Here is a 22,019-nt window from a genome sequence, read left to right on the forward strand (position 1 = left end):
ATATTGAAAAGTATAAATCTTATCTTTCCTTCGTTTAAGAAGCAATTCCATTACCGTGCATATATATAATGGAAGAAACTCGTTGTTTAATGCTTCATTTGATTAAGATCCGTAATACATTCTTGAACGAGGGTTACAGCCTGACTCATGGAAGCTCCTCCACCAAAAGCTGCAGTTACTCCAACTGTCTCGAGGATTTCCTCTTCCGTGCATCCTTGATCTAAGCACCCTTTCGTATGGTAGATGATGCAATACTCATCTTGAGAGAAAATGGAGATTCCAAGAGCAATCATCTGCTTTTCCTTCTTAGTAACCGCACCCTCTCTAAAACAAGCTTCTGTAAAAGCATTATATTTCTTAGCTATTTGGGGCATTTTCTCAGTAAAGACTCCAAGACCTTCCTTGTAGTCATGCAATGCTGTTTGTGCAAAATTTGTATTTTGTTGTTCTTGCGTCACGTCACATTCCTCCTTCAATTATTCAGAGTTAGTATGAGAAGACAATCACAATGCTATCCATAAATTTAAAGAGAAAAAAATTTAAACGATATGTGAGATTTATCACATGAATAAAGGGAAATGTTCGTTAAGATATAACTATAAGAAATAAAGGAGTGGATGATATGTTTGAAGGTAAAACAACACGAGTTGTTGTCATTGGAACAGGGTTCGTAGGGACTAGCTATGCATTTTCTTTGCTTAATCAAGAAGTTGCAAATGAGCTCGTATTGATTGATGCCAATAAAGAAAAAGCTGAAGGAGAAGCAAGGGACCTTAATCATGGCATTCCTTTTGGTGCGCAGATGAAAATTTGGGCAGGTGATTATAGCGACTGTCGTGATGCTGATATCGTTGTGATTGCCGCTGGTGCGAATCAAGCGCCTGGCGAGACTAGACTTGATTTGATCGATAAAAACACGAAGATATTTAAAGAAATCGTAAATAATGTGATGGCAAGTAAGTTCGATGGAATATTCATTGTCGCTACGAATCCCGTTGATATCCTTAGTTATGCTACATGGAAATTTTCAGGACTTCCAAAAGAGAGAGTCATTGGCTCCGGAACGATTTTAGACACGGCAAGATTCCGATATTTATTGGGAGAGTATTTTCATGTAGATTCTAGAAATGTTCATGGCTACATTTTAGGAGAGCACGGTGATACTGAATTACCAGTGTGGAGTCACGCTACTATAGGTAGTAGACCTGTACTTTCATTAATTGAAGATTACCCGAATGGGAAAGAAGAGCTTGATTCCTTGTTCACTGATGTTCGTGATGCCGCTTATCACATCATCAACCGCAAAGGTGCTACACATTTTGGTATTGCTATGGGACTTCTCCGATTAACAAAAGCCATTCTACGTAACGAAAATTCTATTCTTACCGTTTCTACTTTGTTAGAAGGAGAGTATGGCTTAGAGAACCTTTATATTGGTGTACCAGCCATTGTTAATAAAAATGGAATAAGAGAAGTTATTGAACTAGATCTTACTCGTGAAGAAATGGATCAGCTAAATCATTCAGCAAAGACTTTGACTGATGCGATGAAACCTGTACTCTTAAACAAATGATAGAAAAGAGGGTTCTCCAATATGGAGAACCCTCTTGCTATTTATTCGTTTACAGGAACAACAGCTCCATCATACTCTTCTTTAATGAAGGTTTGAATATCTTCAGAACGGAGAACCTCAACAAGAGTTTTTACAGCTTCGTTATCCTCATCACCTTTGTTAACAGTGATGACGTTCACGTATGGAGAGTCAGACCCTTCAAGTGCAATTGCATCTTCTTGTGGATTTAAGCCAGCATCGATCGCATAGTTCGTGTTGATCATAACAGCATCGCCTTCGCCTTGCTTATAGATCTGAGGAAGAAGGGAAGCTTCAACGTTTGTTTTAAAGGTAAGGTCTTTTGGATTTTCAGCAATATCTTCAACTTGTGCATCTGTTGGATCGATACCTTCTTTGATTTTAATTAGACCTTTTGCTTCTAACAATTGAAGCATACGACCATGGTCTGATACAGAGTTACTCATGATGATTTCTGCACCTTTAGGAAGTGCATCAAGGTTTTCATATTCCTGTGAATAGACACCGATCGGCTCGATATGAATTCCACCAGCGTTTACGAAATCATAGTTATCGTTTTCTTCCATTTGTAGCTCCATATAAGGCACTGTTTGGAAGTAGTTCGCATCTAACTCACCGTTAGCGAGCGTTTTGTTCGGAAGAATGTAATCCTGGAAGCGCTCGATTTCAAGAGTAATTCCTTCTTCCTCAAGAAGCGGCTGTGCTTTTTCTAGAATCTCAGCGTGTGGAACGTTTGATGCACCAACAACTAGTTTCGTTTCTTCACTTTCTGATTCAGAGCCTTCGCTGTTACCACCGTTATTGCCTCCACAAGCTGCTAAAGCTGCAAGTGCAACAACTGACAAAAGTAGTACTAGTTTTTTCATGGTTTCTCTCTCCTTTTTTATATCTTATCTTTTATCCATAGCTCGCGTTGTAACATCTCCAATAACCTGAAGAACTGCTACAATAGCGAGAATTAATACAGTTGCGACAAGCGTCACGTCGGGATTATTTCGTTGGAAACCATCTAGATATGCGAGATCTCCTAATCCTCCAGCCCCAACGACACCTGCCATCGCTGTATAGCTCACTAGAGCGATCGCAGTTACTGTGATTCCTGAAATCAATGCTGGCATCGCTTCAGGAAGCAACACTTTAAAAATAATCTGGCCATTCGTAGCCCCCATAGCTTGGGATGCTTCGATCACTCCCTTGTCTACTTCTCTTAGAGCGATTTCGACCATTCGTGCATAGAAAGGGGCAGCCCCTGCAATAAGTGCTGGCAATGCAGCATTAGCTCCCAGCATCGTACCAACAATGTATACAGATAGTGGAATAAGCAAAATAATTAAAATGATGAATGGAATCGAACGGAACAGGTTTACAATCCCTGCAACAAAACCATTAATATATCGATTTTCCCAGACGTTTCCCTTTGAAGTTAAGAAAAGCAGCAGGCCGAGTCCAATGCCGAGTATAAACGTTGCGAATACAGAGATCGCGGTCATGTAGATCGTTTGTAATGCCGCTTCCCACATATCTTCCCAACGTACATTAGGAAATAGTGAACTAAGCATTTGGAATCACCTCTACTTCTACTTTCTGATCACGTGCATAGCTCAGTGCTTTATCAATAGCAGCTTGTTCTCCTTTTAGTAAGACCGATAGCTTACCATAAGGACCATCCTGAGTATGGGTGACCTTCCCTTGAATGATGTTCACTTCGATCTGAAACTCTCTGATTAACTTCGTTACAAGAGGTGAACCCGTAGCTCCTTTTACAAAGGTAAATTGTACGAGAGTCCCTTCTGCAGTTTCAGTGAGGTGTGTAATCGATTCTTTCATTTCCTCAGGCTCACTCAGCTGATTTACAAAGTCACGGGTGATCGGCTGCTGGGGATGATGAAAAATATCAAGTACTGGACCTTCTTCAACAACACTGCCACCTTCCATGACCGCAACACGATGACAAATCTTTCTGATCACGTGCATTTCATGAGTGATCAACACGATCGTTAGTCCTAGCTCTTTATTAATTTTCTTTAATAGGTCGAGAATACTATCTGTGGTCTTCGGATCCAGGGCCGATGTCGCTTCGTCACAAAGTAACACTTTAGGGTTATTAGCAAGTGCCCTCGCAATCCCAACTCGCTGTTTTTGACCACCACTTAGTTGAGATGGATACGCATCTTCTCTTCCCGATAACCCAACGAGGTTGATCAACTCGTCCACTCGAGCTTTTCTTTTCTCTTTCGGCACACCCGATATTTCAAGAGGGAACGCAATATTTTCTTTTACAGTACGTGACCAGAGAATATTAAAATGCTGAAAAATCATTCCGATTTCTTGTCTTGCTAGACGAAGTTCCTTGTTATTCAACTTAGATAATGCTTTGTCATCTACTGTTACGCTACCTTCAGTTGGTCGCTCAAGTAGATTTAACATGCGGATAAGTGTACTCTTTCCAGCGCCACTATATCCGATAACTCCGAAAATTTCGCCTTTTTCAATTGTAAGATCAGTATTCTTCACCGCTTCTACTGGTCCAGAGGCTGCAAAGAACGTCTTCTTTATACCTTTTAACTCAATCATTTGCACACATCCTTTTACCTTACGATGTCCCATCACAATAGGTTGATTTTAAAACCTTTTGAAATAAAAAATGCCTTTCCGCTATGAGCAGAAAGGCACTTGAAATCGATGTCTTTCTCTCATTTCTCAAAGCATTTGCTTTGCAGGAATTGGCACCTTCTCAAACACGCTGTTTGACGGTTGCCGGGCTTCATAGGGCCAGTCCCTCCACCTCTCTGAATAAGAGATATTTAGTTATTAACACGTTACTCTAGTTAAGTACTAAATCGAATTCTAGCATGGGACTTTTAGTGTGTCAATCGATGAGTAAAAAGTCCGAATTTTTAAATAAAACTAGCTGCCAGAGTTTCAACTGCTCCTCTAAAATCAGCCCTCTTTTCTGACAGCGTAAAAGCGCTGCAATCCATACAGCGCTCGCGCCAATGCTTCAGTTGTATCTCTATACGGAGAAAACATGCTATCTTATTTACGCTCTTTGATTTTCATACTGCTCGATTTTATCCTCAAGTGAAAGGGTTCTAGATACTTCGTCCCACCCGTTCAACAACATTTCCTTCCAATACGGATCGATTTCAAACGATACGTGTAGCCCATCGTTATCACTAATAGATTGGTTTTCGAGTTGAACAGTGAGTGAATAACCTTCGCTTGCCTTTGTAAATAATTCTGCAACGGTTTCTTGAGGAAGAGCGATTGGAAGGATACCGTTTTTCACACAGTTGTTGTAAAAGATATCTGCAAAGCTTGGTGCGATGATCACTCTAAATCCGTAGTCTAATAAAGCCCATGGCGCATGTTCTCTCGATGAGCCGCAGCCGAAGTTTTTACCAGCTACTAGGATTGAAGCCGACCTGTATTGCTCTTCATTTAAAGAGAAATCAGACCGTGCGAGTCCATCATCATCGAAACGCCAATGATAGAATAAGAACTGTCCAAACCCTTGTCGCTCGATCCGCTTCAGAAATTGCTTTGGTATTATTTGATCTGTGTCCACATTCACCTTTTCTAGAGGATAGACGACACCTGTATATTCATTGATAGGTTCCATGATTTCACTCCTTTACACGACAGGCTGCTTCATTTTTCTTGCATCTGTAAATTTGCCTTCCAAAGCAGCGGCGGCTGCCATGGCAGGACTGACTAGATGCGTTCTAGAACCATTTCCTTGCCGTCCCTCAAAGTTTCGGTTCGATGTAGAAGCGCATCGCTCTCCTGGTGGAACGATGTCGTCATTCATCGCAAGACACATACTGCATCCCGCTTCTCTCCACTCGAAGCCGGCCTCAATAAACACTTGATCTAGTCCTTCTGCTTCCGCTGTTTCTTTAACAGATTTAGAACCTGGCACGACTAGCGCTCGAACATTGTGGTGTACTTTCCTTCCACGAACAATATTTGCTGCGGCTCTTAAATCACTAATCCTAGAATTTGTACAAGATCCGATAAAGACATGTTGGATGTCTATATCCTGAATTGCCATCCCAGCTGTTAACCCCATATACGTTAAGGCCTGTGCGATTGCTTTTTGATCAGCAGGATCTTCATAGTCCTCTGGAAAAGGCACTCTACCGTAGACGGATGATCCCATAGATGGATTCGTACCCCACGTAACCTGAGGTTCTATCTCATCAGCATGGATCTCTAAAACGTCGTCATACGTTGCGCCTTCATCAGTAGCAAGGTTTTTCCATTCTGATATCGCTGCTTGGAATTCCTCTCCTTGTGGAACATGCCTTTTCCCCTTTAGGTAGTCAAACGTTACCTCATCAGGGCTGATTAATCCTGCTTTAGCACCGGCTTCTATCGACATGTTACAGATTGTCATCCGCTCTTCCATCGACATCTTTCGAATTGCTTCACCTGTATATTCAAGAATAGCACCTGTTCCAGCATTCACTCCAAACTTCGCTATGATTGCAAGAATGATATCCTTCGCCGTTACACCTGCGCCCGGGTGACCATTCACTCGGACTTCAATTGTTTTTGGAGAGGATTGCCAAAGAGTTTGAGTTGAAAGAACATGTTCGACTTCACTCGTTCCAATCCCGAATGCAAGTGCTCCAAAAGCACCGTGTGTCGAGGTATGACTATCTCCGCAAACGATTGTTTTGCCTGGTTGAGTCAACCCTAGTTCTGGGCCAATCACATGGACGATTCCTTGGTCTGGATGGTTAATATCAGCAATTTCCACCCCAAATTCCTTGCAATTTTCTTCTAGTTTCTCCATCTGTACCTTTGAAACAGGATCGTTGATGATATGCCGCGCAATCGTTGGAACATTATGATCCATAGTAGCGAAGGTCAGATCAGGACGTCTGACCTTCCGCTGATTCATACGCAATCCTTCAAAAGCCTGCGGAGATGTTACTTCGTGTACAAGGTGTAAATCGATATAAAGTAAATCTGGACTGCCTTCTTCTCTATGCACAACGTGCTTTTCCCAGATCTTTTCTATAATTGTTTTTGGCTCCACACCCATCCTCCTCACTGTCACGCATAAGCTTCCATGATACCAGCCGTAGCATTATCTTCTGCTAATTGAAAGATAACTTGATCGACCATCTTATCAGTACTTAGACTTCGCTTTCCAACACCCGCAAGATCAGTTGTGAAATACCCAGCTTCAAGAACTTCCAACACAGCTTTATCGATCGCATCAGATTCTTCCTTCATATTGAACGAATGGTTTAACATCATGGATGCAGATAAGATCATCGCTAGTGGATTGGCAAGGTTTTTACCAGCGATATCGGGCGCTGAACCGTGTACTGGTTCATACATGCCAAATCCATCTTTTCTTAGGCTTGCAGATGGAAGCATCCCTAAAGACCCAGTGATCATCGAAGCTTCGTCACTCAAGATATCTCCAAAAAGATTCTCTGTTACGATTACGTCAAAGTGTGCAGGATTCTGAACAATTTTCATCGCTGCAGCATCCACAAGCATATGCTCAACTTCCACGTCCGGGTAAGAGGCTGCTTTTTCATTTACGATTTCACGCCACATCCTGCTCGATTCTAGAACATTCGCTTTGTCGACACTCGTCAGCTTCTTCTTTCGTTTCCTAGCTGCTTTAAATCCTTGATCTACGATACGCTCGATTTCTTCACGCGTATAAGAAAGCGTATCGACTACGCGCTCTCCACCTTCTCTCCGTTCACTCGGTGTACCAAAGTACAAGCCACCCGTTAATTCTCTTAAAATCAGCATATCGACACCTTTGATGCGCTCTTCTTTTAACGGTGATGCCTCTAAAAGACTGTCATAGGCTTTGACCGGACGTAGATTTGCGAACAATTCAAGCTCTTTTCTAATTGTTAGAAGGCCTTTTTCAGGACGAAGTCTTCCAGGCAGATCATCCCACTTCGGTCCACCTACAGCGCCTAAGAGTACAGCGTCCGATCGCTTACACATATCTAGTGTTTCTTTAGGCAACGGTTCGCCTGTTTTATCGATCGCTACGCCCCCGATGACGCCTTTTCGAAATTCGAACACATGGCCGAATCGATCTGCTACGGCATTGAGAACCTTGATCGTTCCCTCCATCACCTCTGTGCCAATTCCGTCTCCTGGTAATACCGCAACTGTTTTCTTCATCCTATATAACCTCCTTTTTAAACGTGAGCTTGCTTTTTCACTAAATAATTTTCACGAGCGAGCGTACGGTTCACTCCATTTAGATATGCATTGGCCGAAGCCTCTAGTACATCCTGGGCAGTACCTCTACCACTCGATTCGATTCCGTTATACAATACTCGGACATGTACTTCAGCTAGAGCATCACGCCCGCCACCGACTGAGCTTAAACGATAGTCTTGTAGTTGTAACGTACCCGGAATCATCAGCTCGATCGTGTTATAGATTGCTTCTACACTACCTGAACCCGTTCCAGCTTGTTGCAGCATCGACCCATCAGGTGAGACCATCGAAATGGTTGCCGTCGGAATGTTAGCAGTACCATACTGTACTTGAATACTATGAATCTCATATTTCTCAACCGTTTCATCGGTTTGAATGTCTGTAAGAAGGGTGATTAAATCTTCCTCGGTAATATGTTTTTTCTTATCGGCAAGGTCTTTGAAATCTGAAAAAGCCTCAAGAATCTTCGAGTCATCCAGAACAAAACCAAGTTCTTTCACTTTATCTTTGAAAGCATGCTTACCAGAATGCTTTCCAAGAACAAGACTATTTGATTGAACACCTATCAATTGAGGACTAATAATTTCATAGGTTGATTTCTCTTTTAGAACGCCATCCTGGTGAATTCCTGATTCATGAGCAAACGCATTTGCTCCAACAACCGCCTTATTTCCTGGCACTGCCATTCCAGTCAGCTTACTGACTAGCGTACTCGTTCGTTTAATTTCATCTAATTTCAAGTTCGTTTCAGCGTTGTAGAAATCATTTCTTATTCGAAGGGCAACGGCTACTTCTTCAATCGCAGCATTTCCTGCACGCTCACCAATTCCATTAATCGTTCCTTCAATCTGAGTAGCACCACATTCGATCGCAGCTAGAGAGTTTGCTACAGCCATCCCTAAATCATCGTGACAATGAGCAGAAAGTGCCACTCGATCGATATTAGGTACGTTGTTTCTCAAATACGTGAATAGTTCACCATATTCTTGCGGACTACGATACCCTACAGTGTCAGGTATATTGATGACAGTAGCACCAGCTTCGATCACTTCAGTAATGATCTTTGCAAGGAACGCTCGGTCTGAACGACAGGCATCTTCTGCTGACCACTGAACTTTAGGAAACATCGTCTTTGCATACCTTACAGCTTCAACAGCGGTTTCAACCACTTGTTCCGGCGTCTTTTTCAATTTGTGTGTCATGTGTATCTGAGATGTTGCAAGAAATACGTGAAGCCTTGGATCCGCACCGCCCTTCAAGGCTTCCCATGCTGTATCGATGTCTGTTTTATTCGCTCTAGCAAGACCAGTTACAGAAACATTTCGTACAGTATCCGCAATGTTCTTCACACCCTCGAAGTCGCCTTTGGAAGCGGCTGGGAAACCCGCTTCCATAATATCGACTCCTAGCCTTTCAAGCTGTTTCGCGATTTCCAGTTTTTCTAATGCATTCAGATTGACACCCGCTGACTGTTCCCCATCTCTAAGCGTCGTATCGAATACATTAATCTTTTGCACTTGAAACCACTTCCTTCTTGGATTTTGGCTTAACGAACGGCATCATTGCTCTTAGTTCTTTTCCAACTTGTTCGATAGGGTGCTGCTTTTCTTTCTCATTGATCGCATGGTACTCAGGTCTGTTCAGCTTGTTCTCTAGAATCCACCCTTTCGCAAATTTTCCTGTTTGGATTTCTTCTAGGATATCCTTCATACGCTGCTTTGTATCTGCATCCACGACGCGTGGTCCCGATACAAAGTCACCCCACTGAGCAGTGTCTGAAATAGAATAACGCATACCGGCAATTCCATCTTCATACATCAAATCAACGATGAGCTTCAGCTCGTGTAGACATTCAAAGTAAGCGACTTCTGGCTGGTATCCTGCTTCGGTTAACGTTTCGAATCCAGCTTTAACAAGTGACGTTAGACCGCCGCAAAGGACAGCTTGCTCTCCAAATAGATCTGTTTCTGTTTCTTCTTTAAATGATGTTTCAAGAACTCCTGCACGCGCTCCGCCGATTCCTTTTGCATAAGCGAGAGCAAGTTCTTTCGCCTCTCCAGTTACGTCTTGGTAAACACCGAACAATGCCGGAACACCAGCACCATCAGCGAATGTTCTTCTTACAAGGTGCCCTGGACCTTTAGGTGCAACTAGGAAGACATCTACATTTGACGGAGGAACCACTTGATTAAAATGAACGTTGAAGCCGTGAGCAAACACTAGCGCATTTCCTGCTTTTAGACCTGGTTCGATTTCTTCTTTATACACATCCGGCTGGTATTCATCAGGAAGAAGAACCATCACAACGTCCGCTTCTTCACTTGCATCTTTAACAGACTTTACATCAAATCCATCCTCAGCTGCCTGATCCCAAGAACGCCCTTTCCGTAGGCCAATCGTTACGTCAAATCCGCTTTCTCTTAGGTTTTGTGCATGTGCATGCCCTTGTGAACCGTAACCTACTACCGCGATTTTCTTATCCTTCAGTACACCTTCGTTGATATCTCCGTTATAGTAAACTTTTGCCATGATTCTCCATCCCTTCTAAATTTGGTTGATTAATTAAGAATTGAGTATTGTTTTAGATCAGTTACAGATCTTTGACTCCCTCTTGGGAAAGCTGTTATTCCCGTGCGAACCATCTCTTTGATTCCATATGGTCTTAAGAGATCAATGATCGCCTCGATCTTATCTGAATCGCCCGTTACTTGAACCGTTAAGTTTTCCCGGCTTACATCGATGATGGAAGCTCGGAAAGGTTCGATTATTCCCGAAAGTTCGCTTCTAACCTGTGCATTGCTAACGACTTTGATCAGCGCGAGTTCTCTTACAACGATGGCCTGATCTGTAATGTCAGACACTTTCAATACATCTACTTGCTTGTTTAACTGCTTGATCAGCTGTTCAATCTTTCCATCGCCTTCAACATTCACTACAAACGTCATTTTTGAAATACCTTCCGTTTCGGTATGACCAACTGTGATACTCTCGATATTGAACTGTCTTTTCGTCATCAACCCAGTGATTCGGTTTAATACCCCGCTTTGGTTGATGACTGTAGCTGTCACAATTCGCTTCATGGTTTCACCCCGATCATTTCATGAAGACCTTTACCAGGCGCTATCATTGGATATACATTCTCAGTACCACTTACCCTGCAGTCGATCAATACAGGATCTCTATGGGCGAAAGCTTCACTGAAGACTGCTTCAGCCTCTTCCTCTGTATGCACTTGATAGGCCTTAATTCCATAAGCTTCACCTAGCTTTACGAAATCAGGTTGAACCGGTATGAGAGACTGAGAGTAACGCTGTTCATAGAAAGCTTCCTGCCACTGTCGTACCATTCCTAGCGATTGATTGTTCACGATGATTACTTTTACAGGCAAGTTCAGCTCTTGAAGAACGGAAAGTTCTTGAAGGGTCATTTGAAACCCTCCATCTCCAGTGATCGAGACGACGGTTTGGTCAGGAAACGCTAGCTGGGCACCGATCGCAGCCGGAAAACCAAAGCCCATCGTTCCTAATCCCCCTGAAGTCACCCATTTGTTCGGATCAGCAAAAGAATAATATTGAGCTGCCCACATTTGGTGTTGCCCAACATCTGTCGTGATGATGGCGTCCCCTTTCGTATGCTTATGGACGAGTTCGATCACGCGCTGAGGCAAGAATTCTTCTGTGTCCGATTTGTACCAAAGAGGATAGTCTTCGTTCTTCTGGGCAAGTTGTTTGCGCCACTCCTCCGTCTCAGGGGTTCTTGTTTCAGTATCGAGTAAACTTCTAAGCGCCTCCCTCGCGTCTGAAACAATCGGTATTTGAGTAGGGATGTTTTTTCCGATCTCTGCTGGATCAACATCGATATGAGCAACCGTTGCATGCCTAGCAAAATGATCCAGATTTCCTGTCAAGCGATCATCGAACCTCGCTCCGATGCTGATGAGTAGATCGCATTCATAAAGCGCCATGTTGGCTGTATACGTACCATGCATTCCGCCCATTCCAAGAAAGAGTGGATGCTTCCCTGGATAGCTTCCTAAGCCTAAGAGAGTGTTGACTACAGGTATTTCGTGCCTTTCAGAGAATGCAAGCAACTCTTTCCCAGCATTCGCGTGAAGAACCCCAGCACCAGCTAAAATAACCGGTTTCTTCGCTGTTCCTATTGCATCTGCTAGTTTCTTAATTTGTAAGACATTAGGAGAAAAGGTTGGTTGATAGCCTGGCAGGTTCACCTTGCACTCATCACCCGGAACCATTTTCATGTTCGAAACATCTTTAGGGATGTCAACGAGAACTGGGCCTGGGCGCCCTGTTGAGGCGATGTGAAAAGCTTCTTTAATGATTCTAGGAAGGTCTTTTACATCGCGCACCTGAAAATTATGCTTTGTAATCGGAGATGTGATCCCCATAACATCAGCTTCTTGGAAAGCGTCTGTGCCGATCACATTGCTCGCAACTTGACCTGTAAAAATAACGATTGGCAACGAATCCATCATGGCGTCAGTAATGCCTGTCACGAGGTTCGTCGCACCAGGACCAGATGTGGCAATGACAACACCAGGCTTACCGCTTACTCTCGCGTATCCTTCTGCAGCATGAATCGAACCTTGTTCATGCTTTGATAGGATGTGCTTGATCGGTGAACGATAAAGTGCGTCATAAATTGATAACACCGCACCTCCCGGATAGCCAAACAGCACTTCAACATTTTCTTTCTTCAATGAATCGATCAGAATATCCGCTCCGGTCATCTCCGTTGTAACAGCTTCGGCTTCATTTCTTGCCTTCGCCCGCATACTGTTGATCCCTCCAATGCTTATTGATGAGCTTTTTCATCCAACTAGTTATTGCTAAAGAAAAAAAGCCTTCTCATCCCCACGCCGCTTTATACGGTCCGTAGGGGCGAAAAGACTTTCACGGTACCACCCTACATTTGTGACAAACTTCGTCACCTCAGTAACAGCTAATGCTGTTTTTTGATAACAAGTGTTGTAAAACACCTGGCTGATCCTAAGTTGCTCATTTCAGATCAACACTCAGAGGGGATGTCGGAGCAGGGAGTAATACCGGCTTCCACCTACACCGGCTCTCTGGTAACCACTCGATCCTGCACCTTTTACCTCGTCATTGATTTTATTTATTCAATTTTGATCCTTAACCCGCTTGAACGTCTCGCTTAGATGGGTATACGCTTACGCCATCTGTCGTCACAATATTTCTGAAAGCTTTCAGAAGATTATTCGTCGTTTTACCTGGTCGGCCTTCACCGACCACTCTTCCATCTACCTTAACGACGGCAATCACTTCTGCAGCTGTTCCTGTAAGGAAAACTTCATCCGCAACATACACATCGTGTCGAGTGAACGTTTCTTCTCGCATCTCATATCCTTTTTCTCTCGCTAGTTCCATGATGGCATTTCGCGTAATGCCTTCTAGTGCGCCAACATATCCAGGTGGCGTTTTAATTACGTTGCCTTTGACAATAAATATATTATCTGCAGAACCTTCCGCAACATAGCCTTGATCATTTAGCATGAGTGCTTCACTCACTCCGGCAAGGTTCGCTTCGATTTTAACCAAAATATTGTTCAAGTAATTTAATGATTTCACTTTAGGACTAAGAACGTCCGAACGGTTTCTTCGACTTGCTACCGTTACGATCTCAATTCCTGTATCGTATAGATGTTTAGGGAACAAGGCTAGTGATTCTGCAATAACAATCACTTGAGGTTCTTTGCATGTGAATGGATCAAGCCCAAGATTTCCCACGCCTCGTGATACAACGATACGAATGTAAGCATCTTGAAGGTCGTTTTTCTTCAATGTCTGAACGATAATGTCGGTCAGTTCCTCCATCGTATAGTTAATATTTAGCATGATTGAATGAGCTGAGTCGAAAAGTCGCTGAAGATGTTCTTTTAGTCGGAATACGTTTCCGTCATACATGCGAATTCCTTCGAACACCCCATCGCCGTATAGAAAGCCATGATCGTATACCGATACTTTGGCATCTTCTTTTTTTACAAATTCTCCGTTAAGGTAGATCCATTGTTCACTCACCTTGTTCACTCCTTTCCTTTTGGTAATAGACGCATTAAAGCGTCAAGTTTAATTTCAAGGACCAAAACGAGTCAGGTCCTTGTTCAATGTGTGTGAATTGTTTAAATAATTTGTTTAATTGAGGACAATAATACTCCCGTTTCCACAGAAGGTCAACACCCTTTCTGAAAGTTTTTAGACTATTTAGATATATCTGTTTATTTGCAACCGCTTACAATCCCATCTAGAGTGAGATTACATGACATCAAGGTTTTTATTGTAAATTTTATTAAAGCGCTTACATCGCAAAAAAGTAAAAACCCCCTCTCAATTTGAGAGGGGACAGTCTGTCGTGAAAGCTTTAAAGCTCCTACCAACGATATAGTGAGATTTCCGCTCCAGGATGCTCGCTTTCCGCGGGGCGGGCGTTGAGCTTCCTCGTCGCTTACGCTCCTGCGGGAACTCACCTGTCCCGCATGTCCCGCAGGAGTCGAGCATCCTTCCGCTCCAATCTGCAATGTGCTCTGGTTTTTAATTCAAAAAAACACTAACTTGCAATGATATGAATAACATAATCACTCGGAAAATTTTATTTTGAGTTGATAGTATCCTAATCTAACTGCTACCTTGTAGGGAATAGAATATCCTAGGTTTCCCAACAGGTTGAACCCTCTCAGTTCGAGAGGGGGAGTAACTAAACCACCGCTAATCTAGAAGTAGAATGATTTAGGGTCAGACCTTGGAGAGGGTAGAGGCTCGTTTTACTATGTTCCAGTAATGCTTCTACTTCACTTCTTTTGCCTGTGACATAGTAAGCTCCTTTCTCTGAGGTAGGAAGTACTTCGAGTTCCCTTACTTCTGAATCGTCTCCGATCAACAAGAAATTCTCTTCAACAGCATTCCCCTTTTCTATTCGGGAATAGTAAACAGGTTCAGTGCTGTTTCGGTCGATGCTTAATAAATCTTCTACCATTGCGCTCGCTGTAGGATCTGCTCCTGCACCGGGACCAGTTAACGTTATGTTACCTGCGAGATTACCAGCAATAGATAGCGCATTGTTAACACCTGTCACATTGAAAAAAGGGTGGGCTTCTGAAACTGCAATAGACTCCACAGAAATAACTGGCTCCTCATTTTGTAAACTAAGACTTGCGATATGTTTAATTCTAAGACCAAGTGCCTCAGCTTTCTTAATATGAAAGCTGGTCACTTCCCTAATTCCTTTTCTAGTGATACTTTCCCATTCAGGCTGTTTTCCATAAACAAGATCAGAGAGAATGAGAATCTTGTAAAATGCATCCCAGCCGTCGACATCGTTCGTAGGGTCTGCCTCTGCATAGCCCTTTTCTTGTGCTGATCGGAGTGCTTCTTCAAAAGACAACCCGCTCACTTGACACTCATTGAGAATAAAATTGGAAGTTCCGTTCAGAATTCCGCTTATCTCTTTGATCTGGTTACTTCTGATTCCCTCTCGCAACGTGCTAAGAATCGGAATAGATGCTGCAACTGCCGCTTCATATCTAAGTCCTACGTTGTGCTTTTCTGCTAACTTCCTAAGTTCATTACCGGAATTAGCAAGTAGCTCTTTATTAGCAGAAATAACATGACAGCCTTTTTCTATGAATCTAGACAAATACGTATGAGCAGGTTCAACTCCTATAATCGCTTCGAATACGACATCAAGCTTTGGTAGATTTAATAACTCGTCAACATCCGTCGTTACCAACACGCGATCGTCTACTTCTCGCTTTATTTCACCGTTTTGAATCAAAATCGCTTCCATCGACACCTTTTTTCTCAGTAAAGCCTCTAATTGTTCACGCTGTTTTTCAATACTCTCATAAACCCCTTTGCCTACTGTTCCAAAACCAATTAACGCTACATGTAATGTTTCCATCATCTCCACCCCCGTTATTCTGCTGACCATTCTTTTAGTACTCTTCTTAATATTTTTCCGCTAATCTTTGTTTTAGGAAGCTCTTCGAGTACTTCAATTTCTCTTGGAGCCGCATGGGCAGCCAAATTTTTTCTTACATGTTGGCGAATCTCATCTAGAAGTTGGTCGTTTTTTTCATAACCGTTTCGTAAGGTGATATAAGCTTTAACGATTTCACCTCGTAGTTTATCGGGTTTACCGACCACGCCTGCTTCAGCAACAGCAGGGTGGGTGATCAATTGACTCTCAACTTCGAATGGACCGATTCGTTCACCTGAAGAATTGATCATATCGTCATCTCGACCTTGGAAGAATATAAATCCTTCCTCATCTTTATAAGCTAGGTCACCTGACACATACCAACCAGGATAAGGAAAATAGCTTTCATACTTCTCCTTGTTGTTCCAGATCGTTTTCATTAATCCTGGCCACGGTGCTCGAACAGCAAGCTGTCCTGTATTTCCGACAGGAACCTCGTTTCCGTTCTCATCTAGGATCCCAACCTTTACACCTGGAAACGGACGTCCCATCGAACCAGGCTTAATCTTCTCACCAGGGAAGTTCACGATCAGGTGTCCGCCTGTTTCTGTCATCCACCACGTATCATGAATTCGTTGCCCCCATACCCGGGATGCCCACTGAATCACTTCTGGGTTCAACGGTTCTCCTACGCTCAAAATATGTCGTAATGATGTTAAGCGATAGTTTTCTACTATATCTTCTTTTGCCATCAACATCCGAAACGCAGTTGGTGCACTATACCAGATTGTGACTTTCAGCTCATCGATTAAGCTATACCAATCCTCAGCTTTAAAGCGGCCTCCGTTAATGACGATCGTAGCTTTATTTAACCAAGGAGCAAACAAACCATATACGCTTCCTGTTACCCACCCAGGGTGAGAGGTGCACCAATACACGTCTGTATCTTTTATATCAAGTACCCATTTCCCTGACTGAAAATGGTGAACCAAGGAACGTTGAGCATGAAGAACGCCCTTTGGCTTTCCTGTTGAACCACTTGTATAGTGAAGTAAAAAACCATCCTCAGGATCTGCCCACTCTATTTGTTGCTCTTCGTCTACCTGAGTTCTTTCCACCTCTTCGGTTGTGAGAATAAGACGAAGAGTAGGTATTTCATTTGCAGGCACTCTTTTTTGAAGTTCTCGATCGGTAAGGAGCGCTGTACCTCCACAATCGTTGATGCGATCTTTCACTGCTTCTTCCATAAATGCTTCAAACAAAGGAGCTGCGATTGCTCCGATTTTAATCACTGCGAGTATGGCAATATAGCATTCAGGATTTTTAGGAAGGAATACAAAAACCCTTTCCCCTTTCTTTACACCGTGCTTTCTGAGTGCAGCTGCATAATGATCCGTCTTGATTTTCACTTCTTCAAACGTTAACGATCTTTTTTCATCTTCATTAACATAATGCAATGCAACTTTATTTCCAAATCCATTTTCAACGTGTCGGTCGATGCATTCATAAGCGACGTTCATTTTCCCAGAACGATGAAGGAATCGATCGACACTTTCCCACTGAAATGTTGCGTATGCTTCTTCATAACTTTCAAGGTTCGTATACTTCGCTTGAGATGAAATCTGTTTTGGTAGTGTAATGCTCATATGCTGGTCCCTCCACTGACGGTTGCAGGTGTGGTCAATTCCAACCTCTCTAAAATTTGTTCTTTGTATTCTGCGAGTTTTACACTTCCTCGAGATCGAGGTCGTGGTTCATCAATTATAATTTCTTCTTCTTTCCTTCCAGGCTGACCCTTAAGAATGATGAGCCTGTCACAAAGGTATAGCGCTTCTTCAATGTCATGAGTAACGAGCAAAATCGTTGTTTTGTAAGACTCCCATATTTCTAATAATAAATCTTGAAGCTTCATTTTCGTAAATGCGTCGAGTGCGCTAAAAGGCTCATCTAATAACAAATACTGCGGTGATGTTACAAGCGCCCTTGCAATCGCAACCCGCTGCGCCATTCCACCAGAAAGCTGTTTTGGAAAGTCTTTTTCATTGCCTTTTAGGCCAACAAGATCAAGGTACTTCGCTGCGCTTGAGCGCTTCTCTTCTTTCGTTCCTTTTAAACCAAACGATACGTTGTCTATGACGGATAACCATGGCATAAGCCTCGGCTGCTGAAAAATGAATCCTAGTTTCTCATCAACATGGTTGCACACCTCTCCATCGATGATGACATCGCCAGTATACGATGTATCTAATCCTGAAACCGCTCGTAGCAATGTACTCTTCCCACATCCACTCGTTCCAAGTATCCCGATGATTTCGCCACTTTCTGCATGAAACGAAATGTTGCTAATGGCTTTTCGACTCTCAAACTCTTTACTCACATTTCGTATTTGTAAACTCATTTTGACTCCCCCTTACCGCTGTTCCATTCGATCCTGCCAATGCAGCGATCTGTTCTCGACTACCTTCAATATCGCATCGCTCACTTTTCCAAGCAGAGCAAAGAGAACGATGCTTGCAATAATTAGCTCTGGTGAGTATGTGTTCTGCCCAAGAACCAGCAAATATCCTAATCCTTGACTTGCACCCATCAATTCAGCTGCAACGACAAACATCCATCCAAGCCCTAGACCACTTCTAAGGCCGATAAGAAAAGAAGGTAGTGAAGCAGGGAGAATAATTCGTTTTACTAATTGAAAACTATTTAATCCATACATTTTTCCTACTTCGATCAATTGACGATCGACGCTCAAAATTCCACTCACAACATTTAGGTAGACTGGGAAAAAAACGCCTACAGCAATCAGTGTCACTTTCGATGCTTCTGCGATTCCCATCCATAGAATAAAAAGAGGAACCCAAGCTAGCGATGGAATCGAGCGAAAGGCTTGGATGATCGGATCAAAAAATTGCTCAGCTTTACGATAAATTCCTACAAAAGAACCGAGTAGTAAGGCAATCCCCGCACCTAAGAGGAACCCTAATAAAATCCGATAAAGGGTAATGCCAATATGGCCAAAAAGAGTACCATCGGCTCCTAAATCGACGATTGTATTAAAGATTACCGTTGGAGCTGGAAGTAGGTAAGAAGGCAGCACCCCTAAACGACTTAGAGACTCCCAAACGATTAACAAAATGAGCGGGAGAATACTTCCAATAAGAATCGGATGTAAATTGAACGGTTTAGGCGAGGCCTTACCTGTAATCCCCTTTAAGGGGATTGCTTCCGTATGGTTTTTTGCCATGGATCTTATCCCCTTTCTAGTTCTGGATGACTTCTTCCGCAAACGATGGATCGATCAATTCATCCGTTAACGTTTTAATATCAACATCTGGCTCAATAATCTCCCCTTTTTGCAGTACGTTTCCTGCTTCAACAATCGCTTTCTTCTGTTCTTCACCAGGTACGGGACTTGAGAAATCATTTCTTTCCAGCTGCTTTTTTGCTACGTCAAGTTGGATATCAGCTTCTTCAGCTAATAGCTCAGCTGCCTCTTGCGGGTGTTCGATCACCCATTTTCTAGCTTTCTCGTAAACGCTAATCACTCGTTTCACGTGTTCAGGATATTTTTCAGCAAACTCTGTCCGTGTGTTTAAGAAACCATACGTATTCAGATCTGCGTTTCGATAAAAAAGGTCTGCTCCTGTTTCTAATTCAAGACGCGCCATATGAGGGTCCAGTCCTGCCCATGCATCCACCTGACCAGTACTTAAGGCAGAGGCACCGTCTCCATGCTGAAGATTCACAAGTTCAACATCATCTTGAGTTAACCCCACTTCATTCAAAGAACGAAGCAAGAAGATGTAAGGATCCGTTCCGAGCGTTGCGGCTACCTTTTTACCTTTTAAATCTTCTACACTACGAATACTTGAATCTTTTCCAGTAACGAGTGCTGTCCATTCTGGCTTTGAATAAATATACACGTTTTTAATCGGTGCGCCTTTTGCTTTTGCCATCAGTGCCGCTGCACCTGCCGTTGAACCAAAATCAATACTGTTACTATTTAAGAATTCAAGCGCTTTGTTACTTCCTTGACTCAAGACGTATTCGATGTTGATGTCCTCGCCCTCAAACTCCTCTTCAAGAAGCCCTTGCTTCTTCACCACAAGACTAGTAGGAGAATAGTAAGCGTAATCCACTCTGATTTCATCAGGCCCTTCCTTTGAAGAAGCGTCTGAAGAAGAACAGCCTGCACTAATAATCAACGCCGCGATTAGAGCGAGTGCAACGAAACTTCTTAAATCAATCCATGGAATTCTCTTCATAATGGTTTCTCCCTCTCCTTTTTAAAGTTCACATGCATATGTTGAAATCGTGCCTCTTAGCCTCTGGGCTTCTTTATATGTGCATCGATTATGAACAACTTGTAATCCAGCGTCTGCTGCTATTTGTGCAGCTTCTTCAGATACCACCCCTTCTTGCAGCCAGAAGATTCGTGGCTTGATCTCCCCTGCTTCCCTTGCGATTTCAACAGCTGCCTCAGGACTTCTAAACACCTGCACGACATCAATGAAATGTGGGACACTTTTTAAATCGGGATACGCTTTTTCACCTAGGATTGTATCTGCCTTCGGATTCACAGGGATTATCTTGTATCCTAGCCTTTGCATCTTCCTTGCTAATCGGTGACTTGGTCGCGATTCGTTCCCACTTAGACCAACGACGGCAAGTGTTTTCTGTCTTTGCGTTTCAACACCATCGATCACTTCTTTTTCATAAGGACTTTGAAGCGCCCATTGAATTTCACCTTCATCATTGATGACGATACGAGTATCCGTTTCTAGACCTGTCGCTTTACGAAGCGATTGATCCAAGTCGAAGATTAAATCGTCTGCACCTTCTACACCGACAGATAGGCGAATCAGTTCTTCTTTTACTCCTGCTTTCTCTAGCTGCTCTCTACTCAACTGCTGATGAGTCGTACTCGCTGGATGAATGATCAAGCTTTTTGCATCCCCCACATTTGCAAGGTGAGACCAAAGCGAAACATGATCAATGAGCTTTCGGCCTGCTTCCTTTCCTCCTTTTATGCCAAAGTTCACAACTGCACCAAAACCATTTGTTAAAATTTCTTTCGCATCATGATAGGAAGGATGACTTGGAAGACCAGGATAGCTAACCCACTCTACTGCAGGATGATCTTGTAAATAGGTTGCTAGCTTAAGTGCATTCTCATTATGTTTTTCCGCTCTGAGATGAAGCGTCTCAAGTCCTTGTAAAAGAAGAAAGGCATTGAATGGACTCAAACATGACCCAAAGTCACGAAGGAGCTGGACACGTAATTTTGTGCTGAACGCAAGAGTCGCAAAATCAATCGCATAGCGAATGCCGTTGTAGCTATCGTCAGGTTCAGTGAACGTTGGAAACTTCGGAGAGTTCCAATTAAAACGACCTCCGTCGATGACTACTCCTCCAATCGATGTACCGTGGCCACCAATCCACTTCGTCGCAGAATGTACAACGATATCTGCTCCTAAAGTGAGTGGCTTACATGCGTATGGAGTGGCAAACGTATTATCGACGATCAATGGAATGCCTGCTCCATGTGCGATTGCTGAGACTTTTTCTACATTTAGTACAGACAAGCTTGGGTTCCCGATGATTTCAGCGAAAACACCTTTTGTTTTATCAGTTATCGCTTTTCTAAAGTTTTCTGGATCTGTTGGATCGACAAACTTTACGTTGATCCCATATCTCGGGAGGGTTACCGCAAATAAGTTATAAGTACCGCCGTATAAGTTAGAAGCCGCTACGATCTCGTCACCCGCACTTGCGATATTCAGAATAGAAAGTGCGATTGCCGCCTGACCTGATGAAGTTGCAACCGCTGCGACCCCGTCTTCAAGCAGAGCCATTCGTTTCTCAAAAACATCCACCGTGGGATTTCCAATCCGGGAGTAAATGTTTCCTGGTTCATCAAGAGAAAATAATCGCTCGGCATGTTCGCTATCATGAAAAACGTACGAGCTCGTTTGATAAATCGGTACTGCTCTTGAGCCAGTCGTTGGATCTGGGGATTGGCCCCCGTGTAGGGAAAGTGTGTCGAACTGATATTGTTGTGTCATTGTAATTCCTCCAGTAATTGTGTTGTAGTAAATATAAAAAAAGCCCACTTCAATAAGAAGAGGGCTTTTGCCTCCTCTTATCTCTCAGAATAGTAGCTATTCTGCAGGAAGTAGCACCTTTTTAAGCATCTTGCTTAAAGGTTGCCGGGCATCATCGGGCCAGTCCCTCTGCCTCTCTGGATAAGAGTAATTTATTTAGTTTT

General features: G+C 43.0%; 19 protein-coding genes and 2 riboswitches. Of the genes, 1 reads left to right on the forward strand and 18 read right to left on the reverse strand.

Annotated elements, in window-relative coordinates; genetic code table 11:
• Positions 1 to 86 precede the first annotated feature (86 nt).
• The gene (locus ACXAHI_RS08960; protein ID WP_474847219.1) at positions 87 to 458 is read right to left on the reverse strand and encodes a carboxymuconolactone decarboxylase family protein; all 372 of its coding nucleotides are present in this window, start codon (positions 456 to 458) and stop codon (positions 87 to 89) included.
• 164 nt (positions 459 to 622) lie between these two features.
• Here ACXAHI_RS08960 and ACXAHI_RS08965 point away from each other — a divergent pair, with 164 nt between their 5' ends.
• Positions 623 to 1,573 carry an L-lactate dehydrogenase gene (locus ACXAHI_RS08965; protein WP_474847220.1) on the forward strand — a complete coding sequence of 317 codons (951 nt, stop codon included), beginning with the start codon at positions 623 to 625 and terminating at the stop codon, positions 1,571 to 1,573.
• A 41-nt stretch (positions 1,574 to 1,614) separates the two neighbouring features.
• Here the strand turns inward: ACXAHI_RS08965 and ACXAHI_RS08970 are convergent, their stop codons facing one another.
• The 17 genes from ACXAHI_RS08970 to ACXAHI_RS09050 all read right to left on the reverse strand — a co-directional run bounded on the left by ACXAHI_RS08970 (position 1,615) and on the right by ACXAHI_RS09050 (position 21,816).
• Positions 1,615 to 2,457 carry a MetQ/NlpA family ABC transporter substrate-binding protein gene (locus ACXAHI_RS08970; RefSeq protein ID WP_474847221.1) on the reverse strand — a complete coding sequence of 281 codons (843 nt, stop codon included), beginning with the start codon at positions 2,455 to 2,457 and terminating at the stop codon, positions 1,615 to 1,617.
• Positions 2,458 to 2,481: 24 nt separating this feature from the next.
• Positions 2,482 to 3,150 (reverse strand): methionine ABC transporter permease, encoded by a 669-nt coding sequence (locus ACXAHI_RS08975; RefSeq protein WP_474847222.1) that lies wholly within the window; start codon positions 3,148 to 3,150, stop codon positions 2,482 to 2,484.
• The gene (locus ACXAHI_RS08980; protein ID WP_474847223.1) at positions 3,143 to 4,165 is read right to left on the reverse strand and encodes a methionine ABC transporter ATP-binding protein; all 1,023 of its coding nucleotides are present in this window, start codon (positions 4,163 to 4,165) and stop codon (positions 3,143 to 3,145) included. Before ACXAHI_RS08980 ends, ACXAHI_RS08975 begins: the two co-directional genes overlap by 8 nt.
• 116 nt (positions 4,166 to 4,281) lie before the next feature.
• Positions 4,282 to 4,391, reverse strand: a riboswitch (SAM riboswitch).
• Between the two features lie 240 nt (positions 4,392 to 4,631).
• Complete coding sequence (leuD, locus tag ACXAHI_RS08985; protein ID WP_474847224.1) at positions 4,632 to 5,213, reverse strand: 3-isopropylmalate dehydratase small subunit; 582 nt, start codon at positions 5,211 to 5,213, stop codon at positions 4,632 to 4,634.
• Positions 5,214 to 5,225: 12 nt separating this feature from the next.
• Positions 5,226 to 6,638: a 3-isopropylmalate dehydratase large subunit gene (gene leuC / locus ACXAHI_RS08990; protein ID WP_474847225.1), complete on the reverse strand. Its 1,413-nt coding sequence runs from the start codon at positions 6,636 to 6,638 to the stop codon at positions 5,226 to 5,228.
• A gap of 17 nt (positions 6,639 to 6,655) precedes the next feature.
• Positions 6,656 to 7,762: a 3-isopropylmalate dehydrogenase gene (gene leuB / locus ACXAHI_RS08995; RefSeq protein WP_474847226.1), complete on the reverse strand. Its 1,107-nt coding sequence runs from the start codon at positions 7,760 to 7,762 to the stop codon at positions 6,656 to 6,658.
• A 17-nt stretch (positions 7,763 to 7,779) separates the two neighbouring features.
• A complete protein-coding gene (locus ACXAHI_RS09000; protein WP_474847227.1) occupies positions 7,780 to 9,321 on the reverse strand; it encodes a 2-isopropylmalate synthase in 1,542 nt (513 codons plus the stop codon).
• Positions 9,308 to 10,333 (reverse strand): ketol-acid reductoisomerase, encoded by a 1,026-nt coding sequence (gene ilvC, locus ACXAHI_RS09005; RefSeq protein ID WP_474847228.1) that lies wholly within the window; start codon positions 10,331 to 10,333, stop codon positions 9,308 to 9,310. Before ilvC ends, ACXAHI_RS09000 begins: the two co-directional genes overlap by 14 nt.
• A 29-nt stretch (positions 10,334 to 10,362) precedes the next feature.
• On the reverse strand, positions 10,363 to 10,884 hold the full coding sequence (ilvN, locus tag ACXAHI_RS09010; protein ID WP_270179924.1) for an acetolactate synthase small subunit: 522 nt from the start codon (positions 10,882 to 10,884) through the stop codon (positions 10,363 to 10,365).
• Positions 10,881 to 12,596 carry an acetolactate synthase large subunit gene (gene ilvB / locus ACXAHI_RS09015; protein ID WP_474847229.1) on the reverse strand — a complete coding sequence of 572 codons (1,716 nt, stop codon included), beginning with the start codon at positions 12,594 to 12,596 and terminating at the stop codon, positions 10,881 to 10,883. Before ilvB ends, ilvN begins: the two co-directional genes overlap by 4 nt.
• A gap of 358 nt (positions 12,597 to 12,954) precedes the next feature.
• On the reverse strand, positions 12,955 to 13,860 hold the full coding sequence (gene ilvE / locus ACXAHI_RS09020; RefSeq protein WP_474847230.1) for a branched-chain-amino-acid transaminase: 906 nt from the start codon (positions 13,858 to 13,860) through the stop codon (positions 12,955 to 12,957).
• 673 nt (positions 13,861 to 14,533) lie between these two features.
• Positions 14,534 to 15,736, reverse strand: coding sequence for a homoserine dehydrogenase (locus ACXAHI_RS09025; protein WP_474847231.1), 1,203 nt, complete (start codon positions 15,734 to 15,736; stop codon positions 14,534 to 14,536).
• A gap of 14 nt (positions 15,737 to 15,750) precedes the next feature.
• On the reverse strand, positions 15,751 to 17,400 hold the full coding sequence (gene acsA, locus ACXAHI_RS09030) for an acetate--CoA ligase (protein WP_474847232.1): 1,650 nt from the start codon (positions 17,398 to 17,400) through the stop codon (positions 15,751 to 15,753).
• Positions 17,397 to 18,152: an ABC transporter ATP-binding protein gene (locus ACXAHI_RS09035; RefSeq protein WP_474847233.1), complete on the reverse strand. Its 756-nt coding sequence runs from the start codon at positions 18,150 to 18,152 to the stop codon at positions 17,397 to 17,399. The genes acsA and ACXAHI_RS09035 overlap by 4 nt, the downstream gene beginning before the upstream one ends.
• Positions 18,153 to 18,164: 12 nt before the next feature.
• On the reverse strand, positions 18,165 to 18,995 hold the full coding sequence (locus tag ACXAHI_RS09040) for an ABC transporter permease (protein WP_474847234.1): 831 nt from the start codon (positions 18,993 to 18,995) through the stop codon (positions 18,165 to 18,167).
• A 16-nt stretch (positions 18,996 to 19,011) separates the two neighbouring features.
• Complete coding sequence (locus tag ACXAHI_RS09045) at positions 19,012 to 20,016, reverse strand: aliphatic sulfonate ABC transporter substrate-binding protein (RefSeq protein ID WP_474847235.1); 1,005 nt, start codon at positions 20,014 to 20,016, stop codon at positions 19,012 to 19,014.
• Positions 20,017 to 20,037: 21 nt separating this feature from the next.
• Positions 20,038 to 21,816: a PLP-dependent aspartate aminotransferase family protein gene (locus ACXAHI_RS09050; protein ID WP_474847236.1), complete on the reverse strand. Its 1,779-nt coding sequence runs from the start codon at positions 21,814 to 21,816 to the stop codon at positions 20,038 to 20,040.
• Positions 21,817 to 21,890: 74 nt separating this feature from the next.
• A riboswitch (SAM riboswitch) is annotated at positions 21,891 to 22,003 on the reverse strand.
• Between the last annotated feature and the right edge of the window lie 16 nt (positions 22,004 to 22,019).

The sequence above is a fragment of the Anaerobacillus sp. ABD4_527 genome (genome assembly GCF_056160805.1).

Bases quoted from the DNA above. Each gene is read 5' to 3' on its own strand.
- ACXAHI_RS08965 (WP_474847220.1), top strand. From the start codon at position 623: ATGTTTGAAGGTAAAACAACACGAGTTGTTGTCATTGGAACAGGGTTC.
- ACXAHI_RS08970 (WP_474847221.1), bottom strand. From the start codon at position 2,457: ATGAAAAAACTAGTACTACTTTTGTCAGTTGTTGCACTTGCAGCTTTA.
- ACXAHI_RS08975 (WP_474847222.1), bottom strand. From the start codon at position 3,150: ATGCTTAGTTCACTATTTCCTAATGTACGTTGGGAAGATATGTGGGAA.
- ACXAHI_RS08980 (WP_474847223.1), bottom strand. From the start codon at position 4,165: ATGATTGAGTTAAAAGGTATAAAGAAGACGTTCTTTGCAGCCTCTGGA.
- leuD (WP_474847224.1), bottom strand. From the start codon at position 5,213: ATGGAACCTATCAATGAATATACAGGTGTCGTCTATCCTCTAGAAAAG.
- leuB (WP_474847226.1), bottom strand. From the start codon at position 7,762: ATGAAGAAAACAGTTGCGGTATTACCAGGAGACGGAATTGGCACAGAG.
- ilvC (WP_474847228.1), bottom strand. From the start codon at position 10,333: ATGGCAAAAGTTTACTATAACGGAGATATCAACGAAGGTGTACTGAAG.
- ilvN (WP_270179924.1), bottom strand. From the start codon at position 10,884: ATGAAGCGAATTGTGACAGCTACAGTCATCAACCAAAGCGGGGTATTA.
- ilvB (WP_474847229.1), bottom strand. From the start codon at position 12,596: ATGCGGGCGAAGGCAAGAAATGAAGCCGAAGCTGTTACAACGGAGATG.
- ACXAHI_RS09025 (WP_474847231.1), bottom strand. From the start codon at position 15,736: ATGGAAACATTACATGTAGCGTTAATTGGTTTTGGAACAGTAGGCAAA.
- acsA (WP_474847232.1), bottom strand. From the start codon at position 17,400: ATGAGCATTACACTACCAAAACAGATTTCATCTCAAGCGAAGTATACG.
- ACXAHI_RS09035 (WP_474847233.1), bottom strand. From the start codon at position 18,152: ATGAGTTTACAAATACGAAATGTGAGTAAAGAGTTTGAGAGTCGAAAA.
- ACXAHI_RS09040 (WP_474847234.1), bottom strand. From the start codon at position 18,995: ATGGCAAAAAACCATACGGAAGCAATCCCCTTAAAGGGGATTACAGGT.
- ACXAHI_RS09045 (WP_474847235.1), bottom strand. From the start codon at position 20,016: ATGAAGAGAATTCCATGGATTGATTTAAGAAGTTTCGTTGCACTCGCT.
- ACXAHI_RS09050 (WP_474847236.1), bottom strand. From the start codon at position 21,816: ATGACACAACAATATCAGTTCGACACACTTTCCCTACACGGGGGCCAA.